Origin of the sequence: Paenibacillus sp. SAF-068, assembly GCF_051967555.1 — a bacterium.
GTDB lineage: Bacteria > Bacillota > Bacilli > Paenibacillales > Paenibacillaceae > Paenibacillus.
On sequence record NZ_JBQCJX010000005.1, the window covers coordinates 229,532 to 251,932 of the forward strand.

The 22,401-nt window shown below is 47.0% G+C and carries 22 protein-coding genes; 12 read left to right on the top strand and 10 right to left on the bottom strand.

Annotated features, from left to right (window positions below; translation table 11 throughout):
• Entirely contained in the window at positions 1–1,824 is a 1,824-nt protein-coding gene (locus ACTHPG_RS23795) for a sensor histidine kinase (RefSeq protein WP_440391827.1), read from the bottom strand.
• 310 nt (positions 1,825–2,134) lie between these two features.
• Positions 2,135–2,323, bottom strand: a complete 189-nt coding sequence (locus ACTHPG_RS23800; protein ID WP_440391828.1) for a Spo0E family sporulation regulatory protein-aspartic acid phosphatase — start codon at positions 2,321–2,323, stop codon at positions 2,135–2,137.
• 450 nt (positions 2,324–2,773) lie between these two features.
• Here ACTHPG_RS23800 and ACTHPG_RS23805 point away from each other — a divergent pair, with 450 nt between their 5' ends.
• The gene (locus ACTHPG_RS23805) at positions 2,774–2,890 is read left to right on the top strand and encodes a putative holin-like toxin (RefSeq protein WP_222592206.1); all 117 of its coding nucleotides are present in this window, start codon (positions 2,774–2,776) and stop codon (positions 2,888–2,890) included.
• A 769-nt stretch (positions 2,891–3,659) separates the two neighbouring features.
• Here the strand turns inward: ACTHPG_RS23805 and ACTHPG_RS23810 are convergent.
• Positions 3,660–5,054: a transcriptional regulator gene (locus ACTHPG_RS23810; protein WP_440391829.1), complete on the bottom strand. Its 1,395-nt coding sequence runs from the start codon at positions 5,052–5,054 to the stop codon at positions 3,660–3,662.
• A gap of 267 nt (positions 5,055–5,321) precedes the next feature.
• Between ACTHPG_RS23810 and ACTHPG_RS23815 the strand changes: the two genes are divergently transcribed.
• Positions 5,322–6,446 (top strand): LLM class flavin-dependent oxidoreductase, encoded by a 1,125-nt coding sequence (locus ACTHPG_RS23815; RefSeq protein ID WP_440391830.1) that lies wholly within the window; start codon positions 5,322–5,324, stop codon positions 6,444–6,446.
• Positions 6,447–6,550: 104 nt separating this feature from the next.
• On the opposite strand, the gene ACTHPG_RS23820 is transcribed toward ACTHPG_RS23815, so the two are convergent.
• Positions 6,551–7,132 carry a TetR/AcrR family transcriptional regulator gene (locus tag ACTHPG_RS23820; RefSeq protein WP_440391831.1) on the bottom strand — a complete coding sequence of 194 codons (582 nt, stop codon included), beginning with the start codon at positions 7,130–7,132 and terminating at the stop codon, positions 6,551–6,553.
• 299 nt (positions 7,133–7,431) lie between these two features.
• On the opposite strand from ACTHPG_RS23820, the gene ACTHPG_RS23825 reads away from it, so the two are divergent.
• Positions 7,432–8,640, top strand: coding sequence for an MFS transporter (locus ACTHPG_RS23825; RefSeq protein WP_440391832.1), 1,209 nt, complete (start codon positions 7,432–7,434; stop codon positions 8,638–8,640).
• A gap of 143 nt (positions 8,641–8,783) precedes the next feature.
• Here ACTHPG_RS23825 and ACTHPG_RS23830 read toward each other — a convergent pair whose 3' ends face one another.
• From ACTHPG_RS23830 to ACTHPG_RS23850, 5 genes are all read right to left on the bottom strand, one after another.
• Positions 8,784–9,152, bottom strand: a complete 369-nt coding sequence (locus ACTHPG_RS23830; protein WP_440391833.1) for a VOC family protein — start codon at positions 9,150–9,152, stop codon at positions 8,784–8,786.
• Positions 9,153–9,330: 178 nt separating this feature from the next.
• Entirely contained in the window at positions 9,331–11,397 is a 2,067-nt protein-coding gene (locus ACTHPG_RS23835; protein WP_440391834.1) for a methyl-accepting chemotaxis protein, read from the bottom strand.
• A gap of 237 nt (positions 11,398–11,634) precedes the next feature.
• Positions 11,635–12,741: a Glu/Leu/Phe/Val family dehydrogenase gene (locus ACTHPG_RS23840; protein WP_440391836.1), complete on the bottom strand. Its 1,107-nt coding sequence runs from the start codon at positions 12,739–12,741 to the stop codon at positions 11,635–11,637.
• Positions 12,742–12,993: 252 nt separating this feature from the next.
• Positions 12,994–13,623, bottom strand: a complete 630-nt coding sequence (gene cdaS, locus ACTHPG_RS23845) for a sporulation-specific diadenylate cyclase CdaS (protein WP_440391837.1) — start codon at positions 13,621–13,623, stop codon at positions 12,994–12,996.
• A gap of 167 nt (positions 13,624–13,790) precedes the next feature.
• Entirely contained in the window at positions 13,791–15,356 is a 1,566-nt protein-coding gene (locus tag ACTHPG_RS23850) for a DUF6359 domain-containing protein (protein ID WP_440391838.1), read from the bottom strand.
• Positions 15,357–15,529: 173 nt separating this feature from the next.
• On the opposite strand from ACTHPG_RS23850, the gene ACTHPG_RS23855 reads away from it, so the two are divergent.
• The 3 genes from ACTHPG_RS23855 to ACTHPG_RS23865 all read left to right on the top strand — a co-directional run bounded on the left by ACTHPG_RS23855 (position 15,530) and on the right by ACTHPG_RS23865 (position 16,766).
• Positions 15,530–15,823, top strand: a complete 294-nt coding sequence (locus ACTHPG_RS23855; RefSeq protein WP_440391839.1) for a hypothetical protein — start codon at positions 15,530–15,532, stop codon at positions 15,821–15,823.
• 152 nt (positions 15,824–15,975) lie between these two features.
• Positions 15,976–16,131, top strand: coding sequence for a hypothetical protein (locus ACTHPG_RS23860; protein ID WP_017691064.1), 156 nt, complete (start codon positions 15,976–15,978; stop codon positions 16,129–16,131).
• An 86-nt stretch (positions 16,132–16,217) separates the two neighbouring features.
• On the top strand, positions 16,218–16,766 hold the full coding sequence (locus ACTHPG_RS23865) for a GNAT family N-acetyltransferase (protein WP_440391840.1): 549 nt from the start codon (positions 16,218–16,220) through the stop codon (positions 16,764–16,766).
• Between the two features lie 140 nt (positions 16,767–16,906).
• Here the strand turns inward: ACTHPG_RS23865 and ACTHPG_RS23870 are convergent, their stop codons facing one another.
• On the bottom strand, positions 16,907–17,683 hold the full coding sequence (locus ACTHPG_RS23870) for a Crp/Fnr family transcriptional regulator (protein WP_440391841.1): 777 nt from the start codon (positions 17,681–17,683) through the stop codon (positions 16,907–16,909).
• A gap of 379 nt (positions 17,684–18,062) precedes the next feature.
• Here ACTHPG_RS23870 and ACTHPG_RS23875 point away from each other — a divergent pair, with 379 nt between their 5' ends.
• The 6 genes from ACTHPG_RS23875 to ACTHPG_RS23900 all read left to right on the top strand — a co-directional run bounded on the left by ACTHPG_RS23875 (position 18,063) and on the right by ACTHPG_RS23900 (position 22,273).
• Positions 18,063–18,503 (top strand): GAF domain-containing protein, encoded by a 441-nt coding sequence (locus tag ACTHPG_RS23875; protein WP_440391842.1) that lies wholly within the window; start codon positions 18,063–18,065, stop codon positions 18,501–18,503.
• A 100-nt stretch (positions 18,504–18,603) separates the two neighbouring features.
• Positions 18,604–19,254: a response regulator gene (locus ACTHPG_RS23880; RefSeq protein WP_440391843.1), complete on the top strand. Its 651-nt coding sequence runs from the start codon at positions 18,604–18,606 to the stop codon at positions 19,252–19,254.
• A complete protein-coding gene (locus ACTHPG_RS23885) occupies positions 19,247–20,362 on the top strand; it encodes a PAS domain-containing sensor histidine kinase (RefSeq protein ID WP_440391844.1) in 1,116 nt (371 codons plus the stop codon). Before ACTHPG_RS23880 ends, ACTHPG_RS23885 begins: the two co-directional genes overlap by 8 nt.
• A gap of 268 nt (positions 20,363–20,630) precedes the next feature.
• Positions 20,631–21,125, top strand: coding sequence for an Lrp/AsnC family transcriptional regulator (locus ACTHPG_RS23890; RefSeq protein ID WP_062837151.1), 495 nt, complete (start codon positions 20,631–20,633; stop codon positions 21,123–21,125).
• Positions 21,126–21,137: 12 nt separating this feature from the next.
• Positions 21,138–21,725, top strand: coding sequence for a chromate transporter (locus ACTHPG_RS23895; RefSeq protein WP_440391845.1), 588 nt, complete (start codon positions 21,138–21,140; stop codon positions 21,723–21,725).
• A 2-nt stretch (positions 21,726–21,727) separates the two neighbouring features.
• On the top strand, positions 21,728–22,273 hold the full coding sequence (locus tag ACTHPG_RS23900) for a chromate transporter (RefSeq protein WP_145152194.1): 546 nt from the start codon (positions 21,728–21,730) through the stop codon (positions 22,271–22,273).
• Positions 22,274–22,401 lie beyond the last annotated feature (128 nt).

A 22,401-nucleotide genomic window follows, 5' to 3' on the forward strand; every position in this document is an offset into this window, starting at 1 on the left:
TCAATCCCCTTTCGGTAGAAGTTGAATGGATATTGTGACCACCAGGCCCTGCCCGGGACTTCCATCAATGCTTAGGCTGCCGCCTTCTCCATAGATGAGGCGAAGCCTCTGGGCGATATTGTTAAGCCCCAGACTGTCTCCGGCATGGCAACGTAATGCCTGACTGGAAGGCTGTTTTGTTATGGATTCGTTTAACTCGTCAATCTTCGCCTGAGTCATCCCCTTACCGTTGTCTCGCACGCTAATCAGCAGCTCATGGTCGAATTTCAAGGCAGATATCCAGATTACTCCTCCATTTTCCTGCCCTTCAATGCCATGGTAGACTGCATTTTCCACCAACGGCTGCAGTATCAGCTTCGGAATCGCACATTCCGTTATCTCTTCTTCGATGTCATAGTTAACCTCCAGCTTACCGTTGTAACGTACCTGCTGAATGCTTACATAGGACTGTACAAAAGCCAGTTCTTCCCCAAGCGGAACCATCCGGTCCACCTTATCAATCGTATAGCGCAGCAGCTTGCCGAGCGCCGTCACCATGCCCGACACCTCAGCATGCTTCTGGCGAATGGCCATCATGTTAATGGACTCCAGTGTGTTGTATATAAAGTGAGGATTCATCTGACTTTGCAACGCCGACAACTCTGCCTCCCGCTCTTGAATGCCCAACAGGAACACTTCATTAAACAGTCGATGAATCTCTTCCATCATGCGGTTAAAGCCCCGACTCATCTGTCCGAATTCATCACTGCTAAAGTGAGCTACCCGCTGGCTGAAATCACCCTGCTCTACCCGAATCATGTGGTGCTTCAGGCGAATCAATGGCCGGGTGATACGATAGGATAACAGAACCGCCAGAATCGATATAGCCGCCATACACAATACAGCGAACCACATTGTAAAGGTGAGCATCTCACCCGACTCCTTTTGAATCACAGCAATAGGTGTAAGACTGATCACCGAAAGTCCGGAATAGCTGGAATGGTGTTGTACGAAGAGATAGGACTGCCCATCCAGCACAACTTTTTGGTTTCCTGCATAGCTTGGAAGCTGTCCATTCATTAGCAACTGGTCGTACGCAGACATTCCTCCGGTTGAGACCCGCTCGTACAGCAGACGCTGTTTGCTGTCTACAATCATCAGGCTTGCCTCTTGCTCAACATTCAGATTGGATAACAGTTGGCTGAAGGCCACCAGACGGATGTCAATCAGAATGTACCCCAATCGCTGGAGCGTACCCGGATCCCGAAGCACTCTGCCCACCGATATATACGACTCTTGCTGACCGCCCGTGTAATAGCCGGGTTCATGTGGAGGAAGCAGGCGCCATGTCCCTTCCGAGTCTTCAAGCTCTTTAAACCACTCATCCTGCCTGCTGTCCCATACCGGCTTGACCGCCAGTGAATCGAGATTGGAGAACAGGATGCCGCTGTTGCTGATCAGATGAATTCCCCGAATCTCGGGTCGATCATAAGCTTGACCAGAGGTATAGAGCTTCATTTTCAGATAATCCTCAGACCTCGCCCATGTACCAGACCCCATTAAACCGTTGTATTTGCCCAGAATGCCAAGCACCATCTGATCGTATAGCGGCAAGAGCGACAACCGCTCATAGTCCTTCAGCAGCCGGTTCAGATTGGCGTTAATCTGGCGAACCAGTTCAATGGTGAACTGCTCGGTCTTGCGATCCATCGTCTGCGAGAAATGCTTGTAGCTCATCACTCCCTGTAAGCCTAGCGGCATCAACGTCAGCGCCAGGAACAACAGGAGCAACTTGGTGCGCAGATTTACGCTTTTTCCGAAAAAAGTGCGTACCTTGTCCATCATTTCCGTTCATCCCTCCCTCTCCCGATCATTGTATGAGCCCCCTTCACAGATCAATCTGGATATAACTGGGGTCATCATATCCAGTTTTAATGATCATTCGCTATCCTGCCAACTCTGGAATTGGTACGGAATTTCAAGTTATGCGCATTGGTTTCAGGGTGAACGCAAAAAAGCCGACTGTATCGCTACAGTCGACTACTCAAGCGAGTGTTTCCAAGAACTTTTTTTACTCATTCCATCCCATTCGTTAGAGTTGGATCGGCGTGCTTATTTCTTGTTAATGCATAGAACATAAAAACAACCGACTGCATTATGCAATCGGTTGTCTGTTCATGAATCCGTTCTTATATTTAAAACGATTATACTCATTAATCAGTTCATCCAGGAGCATCGATTGTTGAAGGACTTTGTTGTCTTGCATGCCATGATTCTCCGCCAAACGACTTAACTCATGCCTATTCCGTTCGATTTTATCTTTGATCTGCTTCGGTTCACTCATAGCATGCACCCCCTCTTTGTATAACATTTTAGGATACATTGCCAAAAAATTCATATTTTATTCCTTTGCAGAATATAATGATTGTTTGCAAAAGCAGTTTTCATAAATCTTATATTAATTCCAGCTTTTCAAGCCTTTTTAAGATATGGTTTTGAGTGGTCAAACTAGAGAAAAAAAGAAACAGATCCTTGGCCTTCATGGTCAAAGGATATAATAACTTCTGCAGTTGGTAAGAGACGTATGGTCTATCAGGCCCACTAATTCTGAAATTATACTTAAACTCATAGAGTAAATTAATTGTTTTAGATTGCAATCACTAGACAAATAAATCTGATGTGTTCTGATCGCTGCAAATGTATCCACCATAATAGCATGTATGGTATAATATTCCTATCAACAGAATGGCTAATATGGGCGGTCGGCTAGTCTCCTGCAAAGGAGGTGATGCCTGTGGCGATTGAAACGGTATTGACATTGATGATCAGTTTTGCGGGGTTCATTGTAACCTTAATTGGACTGATTGTAACTATTGTCATTGCCTTAAATAATCAAAACAAAAAGAAATAGACCGCCCCAGCTAAGGTAATGGTCTATTTCAGCTACCTATGCACAGCCACCGCCCTTAGAAGCGGCTGTTGTAAGAGCAGGATGTTCGTGCATCCTTGCTCTTTTTTATTATCTCCAGTTTAGCACAGTTTGTTGCAAAAGTTAACTCCATACTGGTAATTATTGTCGCTCAATTTTGTAGTGGATGGGACCAAATCTTTATTTAACATATCAATAAAAGGTTCAAACTTATGATCGATCGTCTATCGCATGAATAATGACTTGTTGAATACGATCAGCTAGTGAATTCGCACACAACCATATAGATATGGTCCTAATCGTCTCCAGTGAGTGCTGATTCAATGAAGGATTCTACTCCATAACTTTTTTAAAAATAATCCTTTTCTAATCCCATTGGAGAAGTGATCTGATTCAGTTGGTTCATAGACATCGGCCTGCTGCCTTTAAAATAGCACTTAATGTCCCAGCGTTGATACCCTTATTATCGGAAAAATGTTATCGTTTTAGTCCTCGGTTCCCCAATGTCCGCTGCTTATCATAGGTTTACGTTCCAATTCTCCCTCTCCATTAACTAAGCGGTCAATCAATAAATAAACAAAAGTGAGCGTCCCACCCCCAAATCGGAAATAGAACGCTCACACAATAACGTATTTAAGGTTTTCACACTTACATTTCAAAAATCTCCTAATATCCACCTGCACCATGATTAAAAACCAGATTTATTATATGGCTTATACCACCAGTAATACTAGAGAATATTATGAAAGAGCTAAACAGCGTTAATGCCAACTTTGCTTTTTTTCTCATACCGACCATAAACCTCCTTAATAATACTTTTATATTGAGACTCTATTAATTCAGAAGCCTGTGTTCTATATTCCTCGAATAAACTCACACAATAAATTATGGTGGAGTCATCCTTGATCTTGTGAGCAGAACTCAAACAAGTAAGCAGATCTCTGAATCCTTCCTGATGCCTGGCTTTAGACAACTGGTAGAATGCTAATTCAGCCCAGAATTTAGTATATCGATCATCTTTTACCTGAGCAGTATAACTAGTCTCATAGTTAGAGTCATTAACTAACAAACGTATAAACGAATCAAATCGCTTGAGAACGTGATCAACATTCAGTTGATATTGATTAGCCGCTTCCATAACTTTGACAAGTCCAAGAAGAGTTTCATTTTCATTTGCTTCTATAAAGTCGAGATAGGAGTTAAGCGCATTATAGTCACCCGTCATCAACTTATATAAATAGGTATTAACTTCAGCCCAATCTTTAAATCGTTTTATAAAGAGTTCATCTTCTGTAGTAGGGTCTTCAATAACAATATTTGAATAGAAAGAAGTATACTCTAGCGCCTTTTCATACTCTTTACGCTCTCCCCATACAGTTGCTATTAATAAGTAAGCATAAAATTTATAAGTAAATAACGGGTGTTTGGAGGCTCTAATAAACTCCAGTCCCTTTTTTTTATTTTTGTATTGTTCCAAAAATTTGACCCGTTGCAACAGTTCATCGGCTAATTGAAATACTTTACCCCACCGACATAACCCATTGTATGTATTCGCCAACTCCCTAATCGCATCCAGCTGCCTCTCCTCATCCAGCCGATTAATATACGGTTCAAAATGTACGGCTGCACGAAGATTCTCATGCTGGTCCTGACCGAGAGATAACGTGAAGATGCGATACTGACACAGAGCGAGACGTTCCGAATGTTGATATTTCTCACACTCTGCCACACATTCGTACAACATCCGTGCAGCCTTCGTCTGTCCACGTTCCAGCATGCCTTCCGCCATCTCGAACAACTCCGAGATATACGAGCGATCATCGGTCACTTCCTGGATAACCTTCTGAATACATTCCAGCTTGTCCAATTCGGCACAGCGCTGGAGGAATGGTTCCAGTCTTCTCCAATGGGGTGCCGATTCCACGAAACATTCAGCCCCATAGATCTCGTAGAAATACCCCTCTTCCAGCTTCATGCCTTGGGTAATCAGATCCAGTTGCGCCATAGCGATGGGCCGAGTCCCCTTAATAATTGCACTAAGCGTTCCGGCGTTAACTCCCGATATATCGGCAAAATACTGAAGGGTGTACCCTTGTTTCCTGATGTAGTCCTCAATATATGAGCGTATCGTAGTTGTAGGTTCCATGTATCCCACCTCCACAATGAAAATCCATAATTTTGAATTTATATGATAAGCACAATTTTAATCCTAAATTTTACAGCGGTCAATAAAAATCGTGGCAATTTCCTCCCCATGTGTGCAAGGAAGCCTGAACTGAATTTTTGCTTATAGAAAAAATCCATTAGAAGATTCCGTGAGAACGTGATACATTTAATACAACTTACATATCCTACTATTTCAATAGGATTATACGACACAGATACGATTAATTCAGTTCAAGGAGAAGGTCAGATGAAATTTGCCTTGTTTAGTCTCATGATGAATCTGCCTAATGCCGTAACCGGGGAAGCTCTGACGACTCAGCAGAAATTCCACAATATATTGGAGCAGGCGAAGCTGGCTGAACGACTGGGATTCGATGCCTATGGGATCGGTGAACGACACGGTGCACCTTTTCTATCTTCATCTCCACCTGTCGTATTAACCGCAATAGCCGCAGCAACCACACGCATTCGGTTACTAACCACCGTCACTGTTCTCAGTATACTTGATCCAGTCCGGGTTGCCGAGGATTATGCCACGCTCGATCAATTATCAGGCGGACGGCTCGAGATGATCATCGGGAAAGGCAATGACCCTCGACACTATCCGCTGTTTGGCATACGCGAAGAGGAACAATGGGACTCACTCGATGAACGGTATCATTTGCTAAGACGGTTGTGGTCTGAAGAGAATGTCACCTGGCAGGGAACGTATCGCCCTCCGCTTGAGGGCGTGACCACGTGGCCCAGGCCGCTTCAACAGTCCATCCCAATCTGGCATGGTAGCGCGTCCAGTACAGTCTCAACCGAACTCGCTGCCAAATATGGCGAGCCGCTCTTCACGTCGAACTCTTTTCACCCTCAGGCCAAATACAAAGCGTTAATCGATCATTATCGGGAGCGCCTCGGTTATTATGGTCATGATTCGCAGCAGGCAGTGATTGGCTCTGGTGCCGGCAGTCTCTATCTTGCCGATACGGGTGAAGAAGCCATTCGCCGCTATAAGCCATACTATGAAGCGCTCCATGCCACCGCCGCCGCACAGCATAACCAGTCGCCCTTCACCGATCTGGAGGATAACATTGCACGTGGCCCTGCGTTAATCGGCAGTCCGGAGCAGGTCATTGAGAAAATTCTGGACTATCATGCCGCTTACGGACATCAGGTGCTGAGTATTAGTGTGGATGGACTGACGTATAGCGAGCAGTTGGAGCAAGTGGAGCGTTTCGCCAAGGAAGTGGCCCCTGTATTACGCCGTGAACTGCCCAGTTCAGTATGGAATGAACCCTCGGTGTTAACCCAGCACGCATCCTTCCTATCCTCTAATGCTACAGACTCATGGCCCACAGCCATCTCACCTATATTCCAGGTATAACATTATCCCACGAACAATACACGCATGCCCTTCCAGGGTGATTCCTAAGAATCGCCCTCTTCCCTCATCCTCCGCATCCTTGCGGTTGTAGCACCGCTCTCCTTCTACTTATTGGACTGAATGCCTTCAAACAATGAGCAGAGCAGTACATCTACAAACGCATCATCCATCGCTTCCCCCGTCACTAACATGCGATAGAACACCGGTCCATAGATCAGATCAATGTACAGTCCAATGTCTATCCCACTCTTCAATTCGCCGCGCTCCACGCCCTTCTCCAGAATGCCCCATGCTTCACGCCGACGTGGCTGGATGTATCTTGTGCGGTATTCTTCGGCAAGCCCTTCATCCGATTGCCCTTCTCCGATAATCTGTGTAATCACTTTTCCTTCCCGACTGGTCAAAAAACGAACCAGATTACTCGCATGTATACGTATATCTTCCAAGACCGAGCCTGTATCCGGTACGGGTAATCTTGCCGTTGCGGCAGACATATATCCGTCCATGATGACAGCGCCTTTGTTGGGCCACCATTTGTAGATCGTGGCTTTGCTCACTTGTGCGCGCTCAGCAATCTTCTCAATCGTAACAGCCCCGAATCCGTACTCCAACAACAACTCATAGGATGCGTTAAGAATGGCATTCTGGGTTTCCATGTTACGTGGACGTCCTCTTTTGGCAGTCATCTGGATTCCTCCTTGTTGAAAATCGTATATATCGCAGTCATCCATGATCATCATAAAAACGATACGTTCATTATACTAAAATGCAATATGTACACACAATTTAATCTCCGCTCATTTTTATATCCCCATTTAAATCTTCATTAAAATATATTTAACCTATTTACAATACTAAACGTTTAGTTTATTATATGTTTTAATTAGTGAACACAACGTTTAGTAATTAACATTTTAAACAGCACCCGTTTATCTGGAATATCGAATTTTCAATACGAATATGAAATCTGTGGAGGATGATTAAGATGAATATGAGACAACAAGTGAAGAAGGCACCTGTACCTGCCTGGATTATTTTTTTGCTGGCATCCGCTTGTGGATTGATCGTGGCAAACCTGTATTATGCTCAGACCGTTATCGGACCGATTAGCATGACCACGGGCCTTTCTTCTGCTGCTGCCGGATTAATTGTAACGTTGACACAGATTGGCTACGTCATCGGTCTGCTGTTTATCGTACCACTCAGTGACATTACGGAAAATCGGCGCCTCGTCTTGCTTTTCCTGATCGTACTGGTCGGCGCCCTGATTGCCGCGGCTTTCTCGCCCACGGCTATTGTATTTCTGACTGCCTCTCTATTCATAGGTATAGGTTCTGTTGTCGCGCAAATTCTCGTGCCCTATGCAACATATCTTACTTCCGAAGAGCAGCGCGGCCAGGTTGTCGGCAATGTCATGAGTGGTCTGCTGTTGGGCATTATGCTCGCTCGCCCTGTCGCAAGCTTCATCACCAGTCTCTTCGGATGGCAGACGGTATTTGTATTCTCGGCTGTTGTCATTGTCCTTCTGATGCTGCTTCTATCCCGTGCTCTGCCTGCTCGCAAGCCTGAACCCACCTTGAAGTACGGACAATTAATCATGTCCTTGGGCACACTGTTTAGAACGATGCCGCTCCTGCGCCGCCGGGCGTTCTATCAGGCCAGTTTGTTTGGTGCATTCAGCTTGTTCTGGACTACGGTTCCGCTCAGGCTGGCTAACGATTTTGGCATGTCACAGCAAGGCATTGCCTGGTTCGCCCTGGCTGGTGTCGGAGGTGCCATCGCCGCTCCCATTGCCGGGAGATTGGCAGATCGCGGATTAACGCGTATTCTCACGGGTGCTGCCATGATCATCGCTGCGGCTTCATTCGGTCTGGCTTATGCATTCCAGAGCCACTCCACGTTTGCATTGATCCTGCTTGTGATCGTGGCAATCACACTGGATATGGCTGTCTCGGGTAATCTGGTGCTGGGTCAACGCATCATTTACTCCCTAGGAAGTGAAGCAAGAGGACGCGTCAATGGCATATTCATGTCGATCTTTTTTGTCGGCGGTGCGATTGGTTCCTCTCTTGGAAGCTGGTCTTATGCTAACGGGGGCTGGAGTCTCACTACGCTGATTGGCCTGTTCATGCCGCTGCTTGCTTTGTTGTATTACTTTACGGAAAAGAAAGCGCTAGTCGTCAGCAACGAATAGATTGATATGTCTTTGAATCCAAACGACGGAATAAGGGCAGAGCTAATCATCAAGATTAGCTCTGCCCTTATTGTTGTAATTCTCACTTGGCTTTCTGTAACAGAGAAAGTTATCCCTAGTATTAAGATGGATACATTTGCGTATCAGGCTTTACTGTGAAGGGTAACCTGGTACCCGTCCGGGTCAGCAAATGTAAAGGTTCGTCCGAATGGCCCATCTATAGGTGCAGATGTAATCTTTACGCCTGCCGCAGCAAGTTTGTCGTGAATGTCTTGCGTATCCGGGGCATGAAGCCACAGGGCGATACCAAGTCCTGGCAGAGTACCTGAACCAAGTTCAGTTCCTGGCAACAGATCACGTAGAGCAAATGTAATAGGCTTGGTATCAAAGACCACCGCATGAGGTGGCCCCGCCTGTGAGCGTACCAGTCCAAGATAGGTTTGATAAAATTCTGCAGAGCTTTCAAGATTGCTCACTTGAAGTGAAATGAAATCCGGTCCGATTACTGACATAATGTAATGTTCTCCTTTATATTTGGGATTGTTTATATCTGGATCATACAAGACCGCTCTTGCCAACAGTATGTCAGTAGTGTTCTTTTTTTTCAGTCCAAAATAAAAGAACACTCCAAAGGAGTGCTCTTTTGTCGTCTTTCTCTTGCTGTTGTATCAACTCCACCTTACGCTACACTTACTCCACCTTGAATCTTGCAGCCGATTCGGCCAGCTTTTGGGTCAATTGATCGATCGTATCGACCATATTTGCCAACTGCTGAACTGTGGAAGACTGCTCCATCATGGTTGCTGTCACCTCTTCAACGGAAGCCGATACCTGCTCTCCTGAAGCAGACAAGCTATGAGCTGACTCCAGTACGTCATCCTTGTTCTGCAACATCTCTTGCATCTGTCCTGCCATCGTAGCGATCTGGTGATTAATCACCATCACCTTCTCCAAAATGACATCAAACGCCTGACGAGTCTGCAAGACAAGCTCATCCTGTCTGGACGAGATGGTGTGAATTTCGGCAACACTATGGTTGTTCTCGGCGACATCGGCCAGATTCTGCTCGATAATGCTGGAGATTTCCTTGGACTGGCGGGAACTCTGCTCTGCCAGATTGCGGATCTCCTCGGCCACAACCGCAAATCCTCTGCCATGCTCTCCAGCCCGTGATGCTTCGATGGAAGCATTCAATGCAAGCAGATTGGTCTGCTTCGCAATCTGGCTGATGGCTTCCGTGATCTGACTAATACTGCCCGAACTCGTTTGAAGTTTGACGGTAATCTCCGAGATTTTCTCCACTTCGCGCTCGTTCACCTCATTGATACGCATCAGCTCATTCACGACTTCATTCCCGTTGTGGAATACAGATTCGATCTCATCCGCTCTTGCCTTCACATCCTGTGCACTGCTGTTCATGGCAGCCACTTTATCGCCAAAGCTGTTGAATTTGCCTGCAATCTGCTCGGTATCTTCCGATTGGGCCTCCATCGCCTTCGCAATCCCCATGGACGTCGCCGATGTCTCATCAATGGATCTTGCCGTCTGTTTGGATGTCTCCTCCAATTCCTGAGTGCTAGCCTGGAGCACATGAATCGAATTATTCATATCGGTAATCAGGCTCCTGTTCTGCTCCACCATGCCATTGAAGTTCTCCGCCAGATCCTTGAATTCGCTGTTATATCTGCCACTGGCCTTAACGGTGAGATTCCCTTGAGCAAGCTGTTTGAACAGCCCGATCAGACGAATGATGGGTCTCGTAATACTACGAGAAATTAGCAATCCCACGCCAATCGCCAGAGCAACGCCAATCAATGTCACGATAATCATCTGGCGCTGCATATCCTCTAATGGGCGTTTGATATCATCATAATCATCAATAATGACTACGGAGAGATCTGCACCAGGGATCTGATTGATACGATAATAGATATTATCTCGATCCATTGAAGTCATTTTCACTTTATCGGTGGCTCTGTCCTCCATAAGTTCCATGGCTTCCTTGTCTTCTGCAAGTGTTTGTCCGACAATCGAAGGGTCCAGTGAGTCGTACATAATGATGCCGCTCCGGCTCAATACTTCAACTCTGCCTTGACCATTGATCTGGATGTCCCCGAGTTGACCCAGGAAAAAGCTGCTGTCCACCGACATGGCAAACACACCCAGAATATTGCCCTCTTCATCCATAATGGGCTCCGAGAATACAATAATCAGCTTCTTGCTATTCTTCGAGACGATCGCATCACTGATGAAGGATTTCCCCTGTATGGATTCCTTGAAATATTCACGGTCTCCGCGTGGCTGCCCAATAACATCCGGCATGGTTCCTGCTACCATGGTTCCTTCTTTATCAAACACGAACAGGTCCGGCTTGGAGCTTACCGTGTCAGATATACTATCGGTGAGAATCGTATTCGCGCGATCAAAGTACGGATTCTCAGCTGTGAAAAAGGTCTCATCTGTCATTTCGTTTGTGTCACGCAACTTCAAGAGTTCTTTAAAAGTATTATGTACAGATATCGCATGACTCATCTGTTGCTGAAGCTGCATTGCTGTCCAGAGCCCTTCCCCAAGGCGGTCAGCCATTACATTAATCTCATCCTTGCTTTTCCTGACCACAACATCAGATGAAATCATATAACTTGTGGTCGTTGCACCAAGCAGAACCAGTACAACCAATACACTGATCATGATCGGCAGCTTGATTTTAAGGGACATATTTTTGATCCTATGCCCTACCCCTTGTCTTTTCCCCATTTTCAATTCTCCCCACTTCCTGGACCATCTCCATCTGTACGATGTATATTCATTATCGGAAAAATGCATAGTGGAATTGATCTATTAGGGAGATATTGCCACTGTTTTTCTTTCCAATGCTAATCACAACATCAAAAATGGCCTGTTAGGTAACGACACTATCCATCTTTGAAATGGATGCTGCTGTTACCTAACAGACCGTTTACCGATTTAAGATATGATATGATTCAGTAACGTTTACTTGCGTAATCTCCGGGAACTCAACGCGTGATGGCCATTCTGCAGAAATGTACTGCGTGTATTCTTCATCTGTTCGATCCGTCGCTCAGCCAGACGATCTGCGGCAACATAAGTAGCGATGCCCTCCGTACGTGAGCTTTCAAAAATGTTCTCCAGAGTGGAATAGATCTCTCCAATCTTGCTCCACGCCCGATCCGCATTATATCCGTTAAGCTCATCCGCAATGTTAATTACGCCACCTGCATTGATGACATAGTCAGGCGCGTATACGATGCCCATATCATACAGCTGATCCCCATGACGGGTCTCCAGCAGCTGATTATTGGCACAGCCCGCTACAACCTTCGCTTTGAGCGTCTTGAGCGTATCGTCATTAATCGTGCCGCCCAGTGCACATGGTGCATAGATATCGCAATCCACACTCGTAATGTCTGCGGGATCAACAGCTGTCGCGCCGAAGCGATCCACAGCTTGTTTCACCGAGTCCTTATGGATATCCGTAACGATCAGATGTGCACCTTCCTCATACAAATATTTGCACAGATGCATCGCCACATTGCCGACACCTTGGACCGCTATCGTTTTCCCCTCCAACAGATCGGTACCAAATGCTTCTTTGGCTGCTGCCTTGATCCCACGATACACACCCCAAGCGGTTGCGGGTGATGGGTTACCGGATGAACCATAACTTGCCGAGATGCCTGTCACATAATCCGTTTCCTGATAGATCAGGTTCATATCCTCTTCCGTTGTTCCCACATCTTCGGCTGTGATATAACGTCCGTTCAACCCTTGAATATAGCGTCCAAACGCCCGAAACATCGCTTCGTTTTTATCACGCCGCGGATCACCGATAATAACGGTTTTGCCGCCGCCCAGATTCAGTCCGGAGACCGCATTCTTATATGTCATCCCACGGGCAAGGCGCAAGGCATCTTCAATGGCTGCTTCTTCTGAAGCATAAGTCCACATCCGAGTGCCTCCCAGCGCAGGGCCGAGTGTTGTGTCGTGTATGGCGATAATTGCCTTTAACCCTGAATTTCGATCCTGGCACAGAACCAGTTCCTCATAATCATGATGCTCCATTGCTTCAAACCAACTCATGTGTTAACCGTCTCCTCCAACCATTTTTGCGATCCAATCGCATTGTTCACTATTCATTGACCATCCTCTATTGTACCCATGAATACCCAGTTTGTGCAAAATCACATCGCAATGTTAGAGAAGCATCTAATAATCTTCTCGTATGGCAGGGTCTATTAATAAAAACCTCTCTTCCATAACTGGAGAAAGGTCCACTGCCCTTAGCCACAATAACATCATGGTCACGAGAAAACCCATAAGCCTCACTCTCACTTAAGATAGCGTCTCAACCACATTTATCGGATGCAGATCTCCATCCACCGCGAATGAAGCTTGTCCCGTCTCTTCAGAGACAACCAGTACAACCGCATCCGTCAATTCACTGAGTCCCAATGCAGCCCGATGACGAGTGCCTATTTTTCGCTCATGCACTTCCGCTTGCGACAACGGCAGCACATTACCAGCGGATACAATCTGATTGCCACGAATCAACACAGCCCCGTCATGCAATGGTGCACCGGGGATGAACAGGGATTCCAAGAGCGCATGTGTCACTCTGGCATCCACCGCCACACCTGAATGAATGATCGACTCCAACGGAATCTCACGTTCAATCACAATCAACGCCCCATATCTCCGATCAGATAGATGTTGTACGCTCGAAGTTAATTCGGCAAACTTCTCGGTAAAGGGCGACAGATAACAATCCAGATAAAACGAAGAGGCAAGCACCTCGATCTGCTTGATCTCCGCTCGAATCTCTGCAAATTGCCCCAGCAGACAGGCACTGTCATTGTCAAACCGGGATAACGTCAGATTCATACGTTCTGCTACACGATGGAGGTCTGCCTTGAGCTTGTGCCTCATCGAGGAACTGTCACAGTCTGCTTGCCGGTTTATCATACGTCGCCTCCTCCTTTGGTTCGATTATTGCCTCGCCCATATCCTGAATACCCATACCTTCCCCTCAGGAGCATGTATATATACAAGCAAAAAAGGGCCTGTCCGCGAACGAACATCCACGGTCAGACCCTATCTCACATGATGATATGATATCTATTCTATTTCACTTATTGTGCTTTTCCGTATGAACCTGCCTTAAATGTAGTCGGATCATACCATTTGTATCCCGCCGCAGGTGCAGCCCATGGCTCAAGTTGCGGCTCGGTTGAAGCAGCCGGAGCTTCCATGGGAAGCAGACTTGTGGCCGTATCCAGTGTCAGTCCTGGCACTTGTGCCAGACTCGTATAACTCTCTTTGACCGCGAGCCATTTTACGGTATTTACAAGGAACGTTGCATCGTCCACTTCCTTGAATCCATCATAGGTCTTCTTGGTCGCTCCGGTCTCTTCACGCAAATATTTCGGAGTAGCATCTTCCACAGGTGAAGAGTCGCCGATAAATGCGGCTTTGCCCGCACCAACCTTGGCAATGGCGGCATAGGCCCCTTCAGCTCGTCCACCACCGTTATATACGCCCTGATCGACAGCATTGCCCCACTTGGACACACCACTTGGAACATACACCAAGCCTTTGGCCTTGTTAGGGTCTATAATCGCAACAGTCGATCCCGCATGCATGGCTACAGCATTAACACCAGCCGTAATGCCGAAGGATTGTGCAGGTGCAACGATATCCGATGCATTCACATCTCCAAGGGCATTATAACGGAAACGTACACCAAAGTTCGTCGCCAGCCAGTCTGAACTCGTCACACTCTGCATCGCTGGTGATTCGGCTTCAGCGGAAGACATGCCTTTGGCCGGATTCAGGAAGGCACCGCGGCGATACCCGTTGAATACTTCGGAAGAATCCCAGCGGTTTTTGTTGCGGTCTGCATTATAGTGGTCGGAGATAAAGAAGACACTGCCTCCGTTCTGCACGTACTGCACCAGCGCAGCCTGCTCTGTCGCTTTGAATGGCACGTTGGCTTCGCCAATAACAAAGACGTCGTAATCTTTCAATTTATTATAGGTGATGGCTTGCTCACCAAATGTATACGGAATGCTGCGTTCCAGCTGATTCACGACAAAGCCTGCGTTTCGCAAACCATTGGCAAAATCCGAAAATGCTCCGTCAATAATCCAGTCCGCCGCACCTGCTGTCTGGGCGTGGGTGTTATCAAACAATACTTTCTTGCCGGTACCATCCGGTAATGTTGTGCCTGGATTCGGTTCTGGATCAGGGTTCGTTGTTCCGGAGGAAAATGTAATGGACGTTGGATTTTTGACTCCTGCATAGCTGTTGTAGGCACCGAGGGTTCCGGTTACGATGATCTTTTTGCCTACCAGACCGGGATTGGTAGCCAGTCCATATTGCGAACGGAAAGAGGCGGGAATCTGCACATCCAACAATCTGGCGTTGGTTCGCTCTGACGCTGAATCGGCAATCAGAACATTAAAATCATTGGCATACGGAGATGTAAACTTTGCGGTAAGTGATCCGGTAGCATGTCCAACAATGATTCCTTCAACCGTCGCTGTTCCTCCACCGCTCTGGGCAGCGATGGCCTGAGATACCGTAAGGGGTGCTGCAGCTTGTGCCGGACTTTGCGAACCCGGCCCCAGCAGTGCAGTTGCCATCATGATAAAGACCAGGAATGCCCCGATCCAGTGCTGCCATAACGCCTTCTTCATATTCCCTTTCTCCTCCTCAAAATTACCTGATAATGGGTTATCCTCCTTTAATTTAATTGTTCATATGCTGAATTCCTCTTTCTTTTTGTAAAGTTTATGAAAAAGTTTAGAAGTTGAGTCTATTGGCCCATACTGACTATCATTAGAATTCCATTTACCGAAGGAGTACAACAATGATGAAGTTGGTATTTTTGTTGCTCTTGTTAATTGTTCCGCTAATTATGGTTTATGTTGCTCTTCGCTCCCGGATGGTCACCCGAGTATTCCATATTCTTGCGCTACTCTGTTTCTACAGTGCGGCAACCGTCATCGCTGGTGATGTGTATGCGACGAATGCTCATATGACCACATACACCATTGAGATTCACCATTTCCTGTTGAATGGCTGGTTCTTGTATCCGTCCGCATATCTCGGTGTATACATTCCCTATGTGCTGTGGATGAGCCTATTTTCAGAAAAAAGTTAAATTCGATGCGGACTTGGGATTGCATTTTGCCAGCGTTCATTGCATAATGAATATATAAACGTGATAATGATTATCATTATTGAACTTGTCTCTATGTACTTTCTACTGCATATGACTTTACGATTTTATAGATAAAGGGGAACGAACATCGAATGAATACAACTCTGCAAAAGGCTGATCTGCAGCTTGACGATTATTTGGATCTTCTGAACCTGGCAACCAACCTGGGTGATACGAGATGGCAAAAGGAAATTATCCGCAAGCTGGCTTATACTTATCCCGCAGTTCAATGTAAACAACCACAATAGCATTCCTTATACTTACATAGCCCAATAACCCATTCTTTACATGAATCGGTTATTGGGCTATTTTTATTTTACTAGGAGGGATAGCTATGCAATTGGAGACCGAACGACTCATCATCCGGGATATTCTGGAGACAGACTGGGAAAGTATACATAGCTACACATCCATGACAGAAGTTACTCAGCATACGGCGTGGGGGCCGAATACGGAAGAAGATACGCGAGAGTACGTACAGTTTGTGTTGGACATGCAGCAGACACAACCACGAGAAGGTTATGAGCTGGCGATCTGCTTAAAAAGTGACGGTACTCTTCTTGGTGGAGTGGGCATTCACGTGATGGAGAAAACCAATGCAGAGATTGGCTACGTCCTTAATCCGGCCTACCAAGGGAAGGGCTATGCCGCCGAAGCAGCCCATGCACTGTTAGATTTCGGTTTCAATGAACTCGGCATTCACCGGATTTACGCCAAGTGTCGCCCGCACAACACGGCTTCGGAGAATGTGATGAAGAAGATCGGTATGCAGTGTGAGGGGCTGTTGCGAGAGCACTGGTTCTACAAAGGTTCCTTTCATGACTCGTTACTCTATTCGGTTCTCGCCAGTGAATATGCGCGGCGCCCAATGGAGACCGAATGATACACATATCATTTTCGGTATACACCATATCCGTATACACCAAAAAAAGCTGACACCGATGATGCGGATGTCAGCTCTTTGTATTATTCTCCGTAACGACCCCAATCGCCAATGGAGGTAAAACCTCGGATTAATCTCATTTACAATCGACAAAGCTCTGCGGGACAGCTAGGGAATGTCGGACACCCACACATGCAGCGCAGGGCTGCCAAATCCCGGATCATCAGTTTGCCGTCCATCATATCCAACGTACCTTGTTCCTTCCATGCTCCCAGCATCCGCGTCACACTCTCCCGGGTAGCTCCAATCATCTCGGCAAGATCAGTATGGTTCAGCTTCATATCCAACACAATGCCATCCGGTGTAATTCTGCCATACGAATTGCTGGCACGAATCAGTGTCGAAGCGAGCGCACCCGCCTTGCCATAGAGCAGCAAATCACGGAATCTCGACTGGGTGATCCGCTGCGACAATGCCATCCATTGCAAGAATTTCAAGGCAAGGTCGCCATGTTTGCTGAGTATACTTTCCAGATCACTAAGCGAGATAATGGCCAGTTCCCCTTTTTCCGCCATCTCTGCACTATAGCTATGATTCAGTCCACCAATGCCGCCGAATTCACCGATGAGATCGTCGCTTTGCTGAATGGATAAAATAATTTCCTTGCCATCCTCCGTCGACTTGGTCATTTTCACTCGTCCCGAACGAATGTAGTACAGATACCCGGCTTCATCGCCTTCGAGAAAGAGACTATACCCCGACTTCACCCGTTTGGGTTGCATTCTTGTTTCAATCAGGTCCCATTGCTCAGGTGTAACGAACGAAAGGATTCCGCCTGTTTCTCGTGTCATTTTGCCCGCCTCCGTTTGTTTCTGCTCTGTTCTCTGGGTTGTTCTTTCTACAAATACTGTACCCATAACCTTCGTCCCCCTCGGTGATTCCTTATGTATACATCATATCGCGAAAGTGGCTTCAGGGTTATCGGGGGATTACCTGATCCTTGACGAGAAACTCCCTGAATTTGCTGTGAGAAAAGTCACATGTCACCGATATGCCTCATCCATTGCATCACTTCAATCCCTTGGTGTACTTGATTCAGGAGTCCTCCAGTGCCCAGGTTCAGTAAATTATAGAACGGAAATAGGGGTTTTCCCTGAATTACAATGTACGAGAAAGGGTCTACAATAGAACTAACATCATAATACCCTTACTTTAAGATGATCCGGTCCAAAGGTTAATGATAATAATCTCACCGTTATGTACGTTATATTCCGAAAAAAAAGGAAGTGTCCTCTCATGCATGATGAACTGCCATCTGGCATACAGGAGATGATCGACGGCCTGCGCCTGAGCACATCCAGTGACTTCTGTGGACTTGCCTGTCTGAACGGGACGATGCTACGCTGGAAGTATACCTCTGGGTCCAGTAATGAACGGGTGAAACGCATGGAGATGCGCCCCGGACAAGATCTGGTAGGCACAGCCCTGCGGACTGGACGCACAGCCCGATCTGATGCACAATCCACCGGAGATCATACACCCGGTCGTTGCCCGTTAATGCTTGCCGAGCGGCTGGTAAGTGCCATAGCGGTACCTGTGTTCCAGGAAGGCAGCATGCCTGGTGCCGTGCTGCTCATTGGCAGCAGACTGCCCTGCACCTTTTCACCGAACATGGTCCTACAGACGGAACAAGTCGCTCTGCATCTTCAGCCGAAGGTGTTTGGAACCAAGGTTTGAACACAAGAGTGAGAGAAGCGATTCAGAGAATTCACCTCTGCCCGCTTCTTTTTTTGTTATGATATAGATAGAACTGAGGAAGCGGACAGGGGGAAATCATGTGATTCAACTATTAGTTGTAGACGACCATGTTGTCGTGCGTTCCGGGCTGATCGCCTTACTTGAAGGAAAGAATGATATACATATCGTTGGAGATGCCGCAGATGGCGATGAAGCCATTGCCAAAGCTCAAGCGTTAAAACCGGATGTGGTCTTGATGGATTTCAGTATGCCACCCGGCAAAGACGGTCTGACCGCTACCGCTGAATTGAAGAAATTGATGCCAGATGTCTCCATTTTGATACTGACCATGCATGACGATGAAGAATATCTGTTCCGCGCCATTCACGCGGGAGCATCCGGATATATTCTCAAAAGTGCGCCGCATGAAGAATTGCTTGCCGCAATCCGTTCCGTAGCAGAGGGTAGCGCCTATCTGTACCCCAGTGCGACCAAGCGGCTGATGAGTGAGTACCTGGACAAAGCCAAACAGGAAAACGCCGGACCGTATGACACGTTATCCGAGCGGGAGAAAGAGATTCTGGCCTGGATTGCCAAGGGTTACGCCAACAAGGAAATTGCCGAACATCTAATTATCAGTGTCAAAACGGTCGAATCCCACAAAAGCAATCTGATGGAGAAACTAGGCCTGCGTACACGACCGGAACTGGTGAAGTTCGCCATGAAAAAGGGGTTGCTGAACTTTGAGTAGTGCACGGAAGAACAGACTAAGTGGACTCGCAGACCAGCCTGTACGCCTCCTGCTTAACGAAATCGATAATCATATTACAGATAATGAATTTCGCAGCAGGTTGAAGGGTTCCCTGCATCAACTGAGTGATCTGAAATTTGCTCTGGATGAGTCCTCCATTGTAGCCCTAACAGACCGCAAGGGGAAAATCCAGTATGTGAATGATAAATTCTGTGAAATCTCGCAGTATGAGCGCGAGGAACTGATCGGTAAGGATCATCGAATCATTAATTCCGGATACCATGGCAAAAGCTTTATGAAAAACCTGTGGGACACGATATCCTCAGGCAAGGTATGGAACGGGGAAATCCGCAATCGTGCCAGAGATGGCAGTTATTATTGGGTCAACACCACGATCGTGCCTTTCCTTGATAACGACGGTGAGCCATATCAATATCTGGCTGTACGTAGTGAGGTCACCAAGCTAAAATCCGTCGAAGGTGAATTGCAGAAGATGATGTCCCAGGTGATGAATATTCAGGAAGAGGAACGACGCCGGATCTCGCGTGAACTGCATGACGGGATTGGACAGAGTCTCTTCTCTCTGGTGATTCAGATGGACCGACTGCTGGCAGACCAGCCTCACCCCGGAGTTGAAGCCCTTCGCAAGCAGGTCACGGGTATTATGGAAGATGTACGCGGTATGGCATGGGAACTGAGACCATCCGTTCTGGACGACCTGGGTGTTGTTCCGGCGATTCGTACGTATATTGAGAATTACACCCGTCATTACGGAATTGAAGTTGATCTGGAATGTAATTTGCGCAAACGACTGGAGATGAACCGGGAGATCGCCATCTACCGGATTATTCAGGAAGCCTTAACCAATGTCGCGAAATATGCCGATGTTGCCGAGGCCCGTGTTACTATAGAAGATGCTGAGGGCATGACGATGGTTATCATTGAAGACCATGGTGCCGGATTCAGCAAAGCAACCGCTGGCAATGGTGTTGGATTGTTCAGCATGGAAGAGCGTGCCCGTGGTGCAGGAGGAATGTTAAGAGTGTCTTCCGAGCCCGGCGAAGGGACTACGGTTACCCTTTTACTGCCCAAGACAGTTCAAGCATAACCGGATCTCTTCGTATCGTGCTTTTCTCATTACTCCAGTTCTATTCTATTAACCGGCTGCTCGCGATTGGACTGTGCGAGCGGCCTTTTTCTTTCCGATTGGTCACAATAACAAAATGAAGGCTCAAATTCGGTTAAATTCAATAATTACGATAAATAGATTGACTCCAGTTACGATTCGTCATTAAACTATGAATGCCACATACACATTGTATGTTTAGTAAAATTTCATTGTTCATTTCATATAGCGAGAGAAAAGGATGGTCAACATGTCAGAGAAACGCTCCTCCAAGGGAGGAGAAATTCCACAGATGTACAATCTCGACGAGATGGATCGCAAAATCATTGCCGCCCTTCACAAGAACAGCCGGATATCCTATACAGATCTGGGTACACAGATTGGGTTGTCGCGTGTCGCTGTCCAGGCGCGCATTAATGCGTTATCCGAAAAAGGCATCATCGAACGCTTCACCGTGGTGATCAACCCTGGCAAGGTTGGACTTCAGGTCTCGGCCTTTTTCAATGTCGATGTCGAACCGCCCTTTCTGGATGAAGTTGCGGAGAAACTGGACGAAGAGCCAGCCGTCACCAGCCTTTATCATATGACAGGCCCGAGTACCCTGCACATGCATGGTATTTTTGCAGATATGGAAGAGATGGAGCAGTTCTTGCTGGAGAAGCTTTACAAGATGCCAGGCATCGTCAAAGTGGAATCACAGCTGTTGTTGAAACGCTATAAAAGCCGGATGGGCATGAGACTCTAGGAGGAAATCAGCATGGGTTGGAAAGATTACAGCGGTCTCGTCATCGGAATGGTACGAACCGGAATTCTCGGATATGGCGGTGGCCCTTCAGTGATTCCGTTGATCCGTTACGAAGCCGTTACGCGTTACAAATGGGTCAGTGATGAGGAGTTCGGCGAGATTTTGGCTATCGCCAACGCCCTGCCGGGTCCCATCGCAACCAAAATGGCCGCATATCTGGGTTATAAAACCAAAGGTGTATTGGGCGCGATTGTCTCCGTACTCGCTCACATTTTGCCCACAAGCATTGCCATTATTGCGTTGCTCGGTTCCATGTATGCGCTACGCGAATCGAAGGTCGTCGCAGGCATGGTAGCCGCCGTGCGGCCGGTCATTTTTGTCATGCTGGGCATGATGGCTTATGAGTTTGCCATGAAAGCCTGGAAGGGACTCGGCAAAGGGTTTGCCGCCCTATTCGGCGTGCTTGCCTTTGTACTGTTACAGCTGCTCAATATTCATCCAGGGATTGTGATCGCGGTTTTCCTGGGATATGGTGTCTTCCATCTGGAACTGGTCCAGCGCTTCAAGTCCAAAGGCAAGTCCGATAAGGGGGTGTCCTAAGGATGCTCCAGACCTGGTGGGAATTATTTTGGGGATTTTTCGTAGCAAACATCTTGGGATATGGGGGCGGCCCGGCATCCATTCCGCTAATGCAGGAAGAGATTGTGAACCATTATCAATGGATGACCACAGAGCAATTCGGGGATGTTCTGGCGATCGGTAACGCCCTTCCCGGCCCGATTGCAACCAAAATTGCTGCATTCGTCGGATATCATGTGGCAGGCTGGTTTGGAGCATTTATCGCAAGCTTTGCTACAATCGTGCCTTCCGCAACCGCATTAATTTTATTACTTCGTCTATTGAACAAACATCGTACGTCACCGAAAGTCAAAGGCATGACCTTACTTGTGCAGCCTGTTATCGCTGTACTCATGATCCTGCTCACGTGGGAATTCGGACAGCTATCCACCGATTCCATCGGCATCTGGCAGACATTAATCATTGCCGGCATCTCGCTTTGGGTCATGACCAAGACCAAGCTGCATCCAGCCATTCTGATCGTGATTGCTTTTGCCTATGGTGCACTGGTGCTGTCTCATACAATGTAGTTATAGAAATATACAGGGAACGTCATAGAAACTCTTGGGTATACATTGAAGTGGATGTATGCGGGGGTTCTGGATGGATGCCCGTGTTTAGAAAGGCATTCTCAAAACTCATAGTAGGTACCTTTGGC